At 68.9% G+C, this 9,211-nt stretch carries 7 protein-coding genes and 1 pseudogene; 3 read left to right on the forward strand and 5 right to left on the reverse strand.

Annotated elements, in window-relative coordinates:
- Positions 1-72 precede the first annotated feature (72 nt).
- The 5 genes and pseudogenes from rimI to ACTHQX_RS02165 all read right to left on the reverse strand — a co-directional run.
- Positions 73-492 (reverse strand): annotated as a pseudogene (gene rimI, locus ACTHQX_RS02145) (ribosomal protein S18-alanine N-acetyltransferase); the annotation flags it as partial.
- Positions 493-536: 44 nt separating this feature from the next.
- Entirely contained in the window at positions 537-1,208 is a 672-nt protein-coding gene (tsaB, locus tag ACTHQX_RS02150; RefSeq protein ID WP_440155469.1) for a tRNA (adenosine(37)-N6)-threonylcarbamoyltransferase complex dimerization subunit type 1 TsaB, read from the reverse strand.
- Positions 1,208-1,810, reverse strand: coding sequence for a tRNA (adenosine(37)-N6)-threonylcarbamoyltransferase complex ATPase subunit type 1 TsaE (gene tsaE / locus ACTHQX_RS02155; RefSeq protein ID WP_440155470.1), 603 nt, complete (start codon positions 1,808-1,810; stop codon positions 1,208-1,210). The genes tsaB and tsaE overlap by 1 nt, the downstream gene beginning before the upstream one ends.
- The gene (gene alr, locus ACTHQX_RS02160) at positions 1,807-3,090 is read right to left on the reverse strand and encodes an alanine racemase (protein ID WP_440155471.1); all 1,284 of its coding nucleotides are present in this window, start codon (positions 3,088-3,090) and stop codon (positions 1,807-1,809) included. Before alr ends, tsaE begins: the two co-directional genes overlap by 4 nt.
- A gap of 64 nt (positions 3,091-3,154) precedes the next feature.
- Positions 3,155-4,246 (reverse strand): carbohydrate kinase family protein, encoded by a 1,092-nt coding sequence (locus ACTHQX_RS02165; protein ID WP_440155472.1) that lies wholly within the window; start codon positions 4,244-4,246, stop codon positions 3,155-3,157.
- Between the two features lie 125 nt (positions 4,247-4,371).
- On the opposite strand from ACTHQX_RS02165, the gene ACTHQX_RS02170 reads away from it, so the two are divergent.
- The 3 genes from ACTHQX_RS02170 (at position 4,372) to ACTHQX_RS02180 (ending at position 9,033) form a co-directional block, all read left to right on the forward strand.
- The gene (locus ACTHQX_RS02170) at positions 4,372-5,823 is read left to right on the forward strand and encodes a family 4 glycosyl hydrolase (RefSeq protein WP_440155474.1); all 1,452 of its coding nucleotides are present in this window, start codon (positions 4,372-4,374) and stop codon (positions 5,821-5,823) included.
- A gap of 198 nt (positions 5,824-6,021) precedes the next feature.
- Positions 6,022-7,299 carry a D-inositol-3-phosphate glycosyltransferase gene (gene mshA, locus ACTHQX_RS02175; protein WP_440155475.1) on the forward strand — a complete coding sequence of 426 codons (1,278 nt, stop codon included), beginning with the start codon at positions 6,022-6,024 and terminating at the stop codon, positions 7,297-7,299.
- Between the two features lie 21 nt (positions 7,300-7,320).
- Positions 7,321-9,033 carry a formate--tetrahydrofolate ligase gene (locus ACTHQX_RS02180; RefSeq protein WP_440155476.1) on the forward strand — a complete coding sequence of 571 codons (1,713 nt, stop codon included), beginning with the start codon at positions 7,321-7,323 and terminating at the stop codon, positions 9,031-9,033.
- Positions 9,034-9,211 lie beyond the last annotated feature (178 nt).

Here is a 9,211-nt window from a genome sequence, read left to right on the forward strand (position 1 = left end):
GGCGTCATGCACGACGTCCTGGTGGACGATGTCCTGGTGCACGATGTCACGGTGCACAGCGAGCACGTCCTCCAGCTGAAGACGCATGATCAGGGCGTCCACGCCGTCGCGGTAGTACCTTTTCCGCACGTGGATCTGCTCGAACCCGAAGCGGATGTACAGCTGCTGGGCGCGCGGGTTGTCGGCCCGGACCTCCAGCAGGATGTCGGCTGCGCCGCGGCGCCGCGCCTCGGCGATCAGGTCGGTGAGGAGCGCCGTGCCGATGCCCCTGCCCTCATACTCGGGAACCACAGCGATGGTCTGGACGTCGGCGATCGGCTCCACGCACATCAGTCCCGCATAGCCGACGATGCCGTCCGCAGCCTCCGCCACGAAGTACCGGCGGGTTTCCGGCTGCACCAGTTCGTCCCAGAACATCTGCAGCGGCCAAGCATCCACCGGGAAAAGCCGGACTTCCAGCTCGTGGACGGCAGGGATGTCTGCGGGAAGCATGTCCCGGATAGTCACGCCCGAGTCCAGCCGGCGGGGCAGGACGTTCACAGGGCACGCTTCCGAGGGCCGGGGACCTGCGCGTCGGATTCGCGGAGGTAGAGGGGCGTGGAGTCCAGGAGCTCCTCGTCGGCCTCCAGCCTCGCCAGCGCAAACTGGCCCAGATACAGCGCGTCAGGCTGTTCAGTGCTGAAGTCCGGATCCGCGCGGAGGGCCTCGGGGTAGAGCCCGGCGCCCGCGCCGTAGGCCGGGAGGTCGGGGAGGTCCACGGCGAAGCCGACGTGCGGGCCGTCCGTGAGCTTTGGCAACTGGCCTGCGGCCAGGGTGTAGCGCGCCCAGTAGACCTCTTTGCGCCGGGCGTCCGTGGCCACGAGGAACTCGGCCGGCGCATCGGTGGACTCGGCCACTTCGAGGGCGACGGCGTCGAGGCTCATAATGCCGTGCAGCGGGATGTTCCAGACAAAGGCGAGGGTACGCGCCGTCGCAATGCCGGACCGGAGCCCGGTGAATGGACCGGGGCCAACGCCCACAACGATCGCGTCGATGTCGGCCCCGGTCACCCCGGCGTCGGCCAGCAAGCGCTCGATTCCGGGTGCAAGGACCTCAGCGTGGCTCCTCGTGTCCTCAGTGGAGAAGCTGCCCACCACGCCTTCCAGGGCGTCGTCCGACACCAGCGCGGCGCTGGCCACGGCTGAGGTGTCAATGGCAAGAATAAGCATCAGGACATTCCTTCCGCGGCGAGAACGGGCTGTTCCGCCCAGCGCGGCCCGAAGCCGCGGATGATGATGGCGCGTGGTTCGTCGTCGTCCTCGGACTCGAAGTCCAGGGCGCCGTTCCCGGTATGGTGGGCCGCGGCGGCGCCGCCCAGCTGGCGGTGCAGCTCCACCTCGAGCCGGCTCTCGGTCAGGTGCTCCACGCGGTCCCGGCCCCACTCCACCACAGTCACGGCAGAGTCCAGCGTGTTCTCCAGGTCAATGTCGTCGATTTCCGACGCCGATCCCAGCCGGTAGGCGTCCACGTGCACCAGGTCCGGCCCGCCCGGGCGCGGTCCGTCGGGGAGGTTGGGGTGAATGCGCACCAGCACGAACGTCGGGGAGATGATGCCCTCGCGGACGCCCAGCCCCTCACCGAGGCCCTGCGTGAAGGTGGTCTTGCCGGCGCCCAGTTCGCCCGTGAGCACCAGGAGGTCCCCGGCCCGGAGCACCTCTGCCAGGGCCGCGCCGAGCGCGTGGGTCTGGTCCGCCGTCGTGACCGTCAGGTTCTGGACCCACAGCGGAGCGCCGCCGGTTTCCGGGATGCCGCCCGTTTCCGGAACACTCATGGCGCCGGCGTTCCGGTAGCGGTCGGTTCACCTGCGGGCGGTTCGCCGGCCGGCGCTTCGCCGCTGGGTGATTCGTTGATGTAGGTGCGGGGCACGCGGGGGCTGATGCGGGTGACGATCTCGTAGTTGTTGGTGCCGGCAGCGCGGGCCCAGTCGTCAGCTATGGGGCCGCCGTCGGCACCGTCGCCGAAGAGGACGGCCTCTGCTCCGAGGACGCTGTGGCCGCCCCGGGACACGTCCAGCGGGCCGAGGTCAATCACCATCTGGTCCATCGCGATCCGTCCCACCACGGGATAGGTGACGCCCTCCACGCGGACGGGGCCGCCGGTGGCGACGCGGGGAACGCCGTCGGCATAACCGAGCGGAATGAGCCCCAGCGTGCTCTCGCCCGAGGTGCGGTAGTTGAAGCCGTAGGAGACGCCCTGGCCCGAGTGCACGTCCTTGCAGTGGGACACGACGGTGCGCAGGGTCATCGCGGGCCGGAGGCCCAGTTCCGCGGAGTTCTGCCCTTCGAAGGGCGAGAGGCCGTAGATTCCCAGCCCCACGCGGACCAGGTCAAAGTGCGTATCCGGCCTGGACAGCGTGGCCGGGGTGTTGGCCAGGTGGCGGACTTCGGGGTCCACACCGGCGTCCTCGGCGATGGCCAGCACCTCGCGGAACGCGGCGAGCTGGTCATCCGTTTCCGGGCGCTCGGGCTCGTCGGCCACGGCAAGATGGGAGAAGATGCCCACCACGCGCAGCAGCCCCTGGTCCTGGTACTCCACGGCTTCACCCACCAGCCGGTCCCACGCCTCGACGGTGGCACCGTTGCGCCCCAGTCCGGTGTCCACCTTCAGGTGGACGCGCGCCGGCCGTTCCTGTTCCCGGGCGGCAGCCACGATCTGTTCCAGCTCCCAGCCGGAACACCCGATGTCGATACCGGCGGCCACCGCCGCGCCGAAGTTGCTTTCCGGGGTGTGCAGCCAGGCGAGGAGCGGGGCCTCGACGCCCGCCGCGCGCAGCGCCAGCGCTTCGGAGATGTGCGCGACGCCGAGCCAGCTGGCGCCCGCCTCGAGGGCCGCACGCGCCACCGGCACCGCCCCGTGGCCGTAGGCGTCGGCCTTGACGACTGCCATGACCTTGGCCGGCTCGGCGGCCGCGGCGAGCCGGCGCACGTTGTGCCGGATGGCCCCGAGGTCGATCACTGCGGAGCGTTCATGGGCCGTCCGGTTGTAACCGTGGGACGTCCCGGCCGGGCCCGTTACTGCCGGGCGGTCTCCTGTTGCTGCTGGATAAATCACGCTATTGATTCTAGTGCTGGCGCTTCGGGCCGAATAATTGCCGGGCCGGCGGCGTGCCGGGCGCTCAGGCGTCCGAGAGGTGCGCGATGGTGGCGGCCGCGCGCCGCTGTGCCTCAAGAGGAACATCCCTGACGATGTCGGCGAGGAAGGCGTAGCGGCGCAGCCACTGGCTGCCGCGTCGTTCCGGCCGGGCGTTGGCGCGCTTCCACCAGTCGGCGATGTCGCCCCAGCCCGGCGCCGCGAGGGAGCCGCCCACCTCCTGGACCGCCAGCGCGGCACAGAGGTTGGCGAACCGCAGCCGGTCGCCGAGGGGCCACCCTGCCAAACTGCCGACGATGAACGCGGCTCCGAAGCAGTCCCCGGCACCGGTCGGATCATAGGCGGCCACGGGCAGGGAAGGCACCCACTCCTCCTCGCCGGTTTCCGAATCCACGGCCACGGCCCCCTGCGCCCCCAGGGTCACCACCGCCACCGGCACCCGGTCCGCCAGGGAGTACAGCGCCGCCCAGGGATCGTCCTTGCCGGTGAAGGCCATGGCCTCGCGCTGGTTGGGCATGAAGGCGTGGAAGTGCTTCAGGTTCGCCAGCCGCGCGTGGGCCCACTCGCCGGTGGGGTCCCAGCCGACGTCGCCGAACAGCTTCACGCCCTCCTTGTGCGCCGCGAGCGCCCATGGCTCCAGTTCATGCCCGAGGTCCGCCACTGCTGCCAGCGCGCGGGGCGGATTCCCGATCAGTTCGGAGGAGGTCACCGGCGCCGGGTGCCCGTGCGTGACCATCGAGCGGTCGTGGTTCACGCTGAGGGATACGGTCACCGGCGAGTGCCAGCCCGGGACCCGGCGGGACAGGGACAGGTCCACATGCTCCTGCCGGTCCAGGATTTTCCAGTTGTAGTCGCCGTAGCCGTCGTCGCCGAAGGCCGCCGCCAGTCCGGTCCGCAAGCCAAGGCGCGCAGCTGCGATGGCCTGGTTGGCCACGCCACCGGGGCAGCTGCCCATCCCTTCGCTCCAGATTTCTGTTCCGGGCTCGGGCGCATGCGGCAGGCCGGTGAAGATGATGTCCTGAAAAACGGTCCCGGCCAGCAGCAGGTCGAACTCGCCGGCCGCCTGGGTACGGACGGCCGAGAGCGGGTCGAAACGGCGTGCGGGATTCGCCTCCATGTTCGGCACATTACGCCGTGTACCTTGGCGTTGAAACCCCGCGATGTGGGGGTTGGGACGGGACGGCGGGACTGCGCCGCCGCAGTTCAGGCCATGTTGTCGGCTGCTGCGCATAGACTCCTGCCATGCGGCTCATGATCGCCGGCGGCGGCGGATTCCGGGTTCCCCTCGTTTACGGTGCCTTGTGTTCCGGGCCCTATTCGGGCCTGGTCAGCGAGGTGGTGCTGTTCGACGTCGACGGCGGCCGGCTGGCTGCCATCGAGGCTGTGCTTCGGTCCATGTCTTCGGACGTGAGGGGCGCTCGGGACGGAAGTTCCGCCGTCGGACGTTCATGGCTTCCGCCCGCGGTGACGTCCACGACCTCCCTCCCCCACGCCCTCAACGGGACGGACATGGTGTTCGCCGCCGTCCGCCCGGGCGGCACGGCCGGGCGTGTTGCCGACGAACGTGTGGCCCAGGACCTCGGGCTGCTGGGCCAGGAAACCACCGGCGCGGGCGGTATCTCCTACGCGCTGCGGTCCATCCCTGCCATGCTGGAGCTGGCCGCCGGCATGCGCTCGCACTGCCCGGACGCCTGGCTGATCAACTTCACCAACCCCGCCGGGATGGTCACCGAGGCGCTGGTTCCCGTGCTGGGCCGGAAGGTGATCGGCATCTGCGATTCCGCCAGCGCCCTGGTACACCGCGCCGCCCGGGCGGCCGGGGTGCCGCTGCCAGCGGGAAGGCTCGACGGCGTGGGCTACTACGGGCTGAACCATCTTGGCTGGCTGTACCGGCTGGAGAGCGGCGGGCGGGATGTCCTCCCCGGCCTGCTGGCCGACGCGGAGGCCCTCGCCGGCTTCGAGGAGGGCAGTCTGTTTCCGCAGCCGTTCCTGCGCGATCTGGGACTCCTGCCGAACGAGTACCTGTTTTACTACTACGAGACTGCGCGCGCGGCCGCGGGCATGCGTGCCATGGCCAGGACCCGCGGCGAATCAATCCACGGTCAGCAGGCGGAGCTGTATCCGCGGCTGGCCACGGCAGGCGACGAAGCGTACGGCTTGTGGGAGGCCGCGAGGCGGTCCCGCGAGGAAGGGTATCTGGCCGAGGCCAGGTCCGGCGGCGAGGCGCGGCACCCCGAGGACCTTGCCGGCGGCGGCTACGAGCAGGTGGCGCTGGCGGTGATGCGGGCGCTGGCTGGGGGTCCCGGCGTCGACGGGGCGGGGGTGGCCAGCGCCGCGGAGCTGATCCTCAACACACCGAACTCCGCTGGACAGTCCCCCGCCTTGGCGGGCGGCTCCCAAGCCGCGATTCCCGGTTTGCCGGCGGACGCCGTCGTCGAAATTCCCTGCACGGTCACGCCGGAGGGGGCACTGCCCATTCCGCAGGCTCGGCCCGCCCCACCGCAACTCAGCCTGCTGCAGCAGGTCAAGAAAGTGGAGCTGCTCGCTGTCCGTGCGGCTTCTACTGGCGACCGCGAAGCAGCGCTGGAAGCCTTCGCCGAACACCCGCTGGTCGGTTCGGCGGCGCTGGCCAACGCGCTGCTCACCGGCTACGAAGGCGCGTTTCCGGAGTTGCCGCAGTTGTGGCGGCGCTGAGGCGCATGGGTGGCCCCCTGTGGGCCGCGGCAGAGCCCCTGAGCGGTTTTAGCAGGAGCGTGCCACATCCGCTGCCCGCCCTGGTTGGCGTGGGAAACGCCACGTCTGGAGCAACTGAACCCCCACCGTTGCCGGGACGGTTCAGGAGTAGTGTTTTATCCGATGCAGTTCCAGCAGTACGGAGAGGAGGGGAGGCTCGTGTCTGTGATCAAACGTGTGGCCCTCCTGTCGCTGCACACCTCCCCCATGGAACAGCCCGGTTCAGGGGATGCGGGCGGCATGAACGTCTACATCCGCGGCCTCGCCTCCGCCCTGGCCGAAACCGGCATCGAAGTGGAAATCTTCACCCGCTCCACCGCCACCGGCCAGCCCGCCGTCGAGCACCCCGACCCCGGCGTCTGCGTCCACAACGTCCTCGCCGGGCCGCCCCGCAAACTTCCCAAGGAAGAACTCCCCGAACTGCTGCACAGCATGGTGGCCGAAATCGAACGCATCCGCGCCCGGCAGCCCCACGGCCGCTACGACCTCATCCACTCCCACTACTGGGTCTCCGGCGTCGCCGGCCTCGAACTCTCGGGCCTCTGGAACGTCCCCCTCGTGCACACCATGCACACCATGGCCAAAGTCAAGAACCTCCTCCTGACCTCCGGCGAACAACCCGAACCCCGCCGCCGCGAAGACGGCGAACACCGCATCGTGGACGGCTCCACCCGCCTGATCGCCAACACCACCGCCGAAGCCGCCGAACTCGTCTCCCACTACGGCGCCGACTTCGACCACATCGACGTAGCACCGCCCGGCGTCGACCTGGCCGTCTACACCCCCGCGTTCCGCACCCGAGCGCGGACTGAACACGGCATCAGCCCCGGCACCTTCCACCTGCTCTTCGCCGGCCGGATCCAACGCCTCAAAGGCCCGCAGATCCTGCTCAAGGCCGCTGCTCTCCTCCGCCAACGCCGCCCCGACATCGACCTCAAACTGACCATCCTTGGTGCGCTCAGCGGCGCCAAGGATTTCAACCTCAAAACCCTCATCAGCTCCGCCGGGCTGGACGACGCCGTCACCCACCACCCGCCGGTCGGCGCACCGGAACTGGCCACCTGGTACCGCTCGGCCGACGTCGTCGTCATGCCCTCCTACAGTGAGTCCTTCGGCCTCGTGGCACTGGAAGCCCAGGCCTGCGGCACCCCCGTGGTCGCCACCCGCGTCGGCGGACTCGCCCGCGCGGTCAGCCACGGCCGCACCGGACTTCTGGTGGACGGCCACCGGGCATCAGACTGGGCTGACGCCCTTGAAGCCCTCCACGACGACCCCGCCACCCGCCACCACATGGGCGCCGCCGCTGCCATCCACGCGGCAAACTCCGGCTGGCAACGCACCGCCGCCATCACCCTCGACAGCTACCACGCCGCCGTCGACGAATATGCCTCCAGCCATCCCATGGCCGCCATCTACGGGTCACGGCTCACCGGGTAAACACCTTCGGAAAGGACGACGATGTCTAACAGCACTCCCCTGAGCGATACCGGCCAGAGCAGCACTCCCCTGAGCGACCTGGACATTGCCCGCAGGGCAGTGCTCCGGCCGATCGAGGAAATCGCCGCGGCCGCCGGCATCGACGCAGGGGCTGTGGAGCTGTATGGCCGCTTTAAAGCCAAAATCGACCCCGCGAAGCTGTCAGCGCCGGCGCCCGCCGGAAAAGTGGTCCTGGTTTCGGCGATGTCGCCAACGCCCGCCGGGGAAGGAAAATCGACAACGACGGTGGGACTTGCGGATTCATTGGCGCGGGCGGGCCACAAGGTGATGGTCGCACTGCGGGAGCCCTCGCTCGGGCCGATCCTCGGCATGAAGGGCGGGGCCACGGGCGGCGGGCTGTCCCAGGTGCTGCCCATGGACGAGATCAACTTGCACTTCACCGGCGACTTCCATGCCGTCACGTCCGCCAACAATGCCCTCATGGCCCTCGTGGACAACCACATCTACCAGGGCAACGAACTAAACATCGATCCGCGCCGGATGACGTTCAAGCGGGTCCTGGACATGAACGACCGTTCCCTTCGCGAGGTGGTCATTGGTCTCGGCGGGCCTTCACAGGGTGTACCCCGCCAGGACGGCTTCGACATCACGGTCGCATCCGAAATCATGGCGGTCTTTTGCCTGGCCACCGACGTGGCCGATCTCCGGGACCGGCTGGGCCGCATCACCTTCGGCTACACCTATGACCGGACGCCGGTCACCGTGGCGGACCTGGGCGTGCAGGGCGCGCTGACGCTGCTGCTGAAGGACGCGATCAAGCCGAACCTCGTCCAGACCATCGCGGGCACTCCCGCACTGGTCCATGGCGGGCCGTTCGCGAACATTGCCCACGGCTGCAACTCGCTGATCGCCACGCAGACCGCCCGCCGGCTTGCCGACATCGTAGTGACGGAGGCGGGGTTCGGGGCCGACCTCGGCGCGGAAAAATTCATGGACATCAAGGCGCGCATCGCTGATGTGGCGCCGGCCGCCGTCGTGGTGGTGGCGACCGTTCGCGCACTCAAGATGCAAGGCGGGGTTCACAAGGACCGGCTGAAGGAGCCGAATGTCGAGGCCTTGGCCGCGGGCGTGGTGAACTTGCGCCGGCATGTCCGGAATGTGGAGCGGTTCGGCGTGACGCCGGTGGTGGCGATCAACAAATTCCCCGCGGATACCTTGGAGGAGCTTAACTGGATGCTCGGCTGGTGCGCCGGCGAGGGCATTCAGGCCGCGGTGGCTGACATCTGGGGAAAGGGCGGGGGCGGCGACGGCGGCGATGAGTTGGCTGCCAAGGTTGCCGCTGCGGTGAGCGGACCGTCGTCGTTCCGGCATCTCTACCCGCTGGACATGTCTGTGGAGGACAAGATCCGCACCATCGTCCAGGAAATCTACGGCGCCGACGGCGTGGACTTTTCCGTGCCCGCACTGCGCCGGCTGGCAGACATCGAGAAAAATGGCTGGTCCGGGCTGCCAGTCTGCATGGCAAAGACGCAATACTCATTCACGGACGACGCCTCCCGGCTAGGGGCTCCCAAGGGCTTCACAATCCATGTCCGCGACCTCATCCCCAAGACCGGCGCCGGCTTCATCGTGGCCCTGACCGGAGCGGTGATGACCATGCCCGGCCTTCCGGCCGTTCCCGCAGCAATGCGCATGGACGTGGACGATGACGGCAACCCCATCGGCCTCTTCTAGCCCCCCAACCCTTCCTCACCTTTCGCCGCTTCAAACCCATCCCTTCCTCACCTTTCGTCGCTTCAGACCGATCCCTTCCTCACCTTTCGCCGCCCCAAACCCGGCAGGTTCTAGGGGTCGTTGCAACACCTGAGTGATTGGTGGTGTTGTGGGACGTTTTGGTCGGCCTGAGGTGTTG

The sequence above is a fragment of the Arthrobacter sp. SAFR-023 genome (genome assembly GCF_051965295.1).
Classification (GTDB): domain Bacteria; phylum Actinomycetota; class Actinomycetes; order Actinomycetales; family Micrococcaceae; genus Arthrobacter.

Bases quoted from the DNA above. Each gene is read 5' to 3' on its own strand.
- tsaB (WP_440155469.1), bottom strand. From the start codon at position 1,208: ATGCTTATTCTTGCCATTGACACCTCAGCCGTGGCCAGCGCCGCGCTG.
- tsaE (WP_440155470.1), bottom strand. From the start codon at position 1,810: ATGAGTGTTCCGGAAACGGGCGGCATCCCGGAAACCGGCGGCGCTCCG.
- ACTHQX_RS02165 (WP_440155472.1), bottom strand. From the start codon at position 4,246: ATGGAGGCGAATCCCGCACGCCGTTTCGACCCGCTCTCGGCCGTCCGT.
- ACTHQX_RS02170 (WP_440155474.1), top strand. From the start codon at position 4,372: ATGCGGCTCATGATCGCCGGCGGCGGCGGATTCCGGGTTCCCCTCGTT.
- ACTHQX_RS02180 (WP_440155476.1), top strand. From the start codon at position 7,321: ATGTCTAACAGCACTCCCCTGAGCGATACCGGCCAGAGCAGCACTCCC.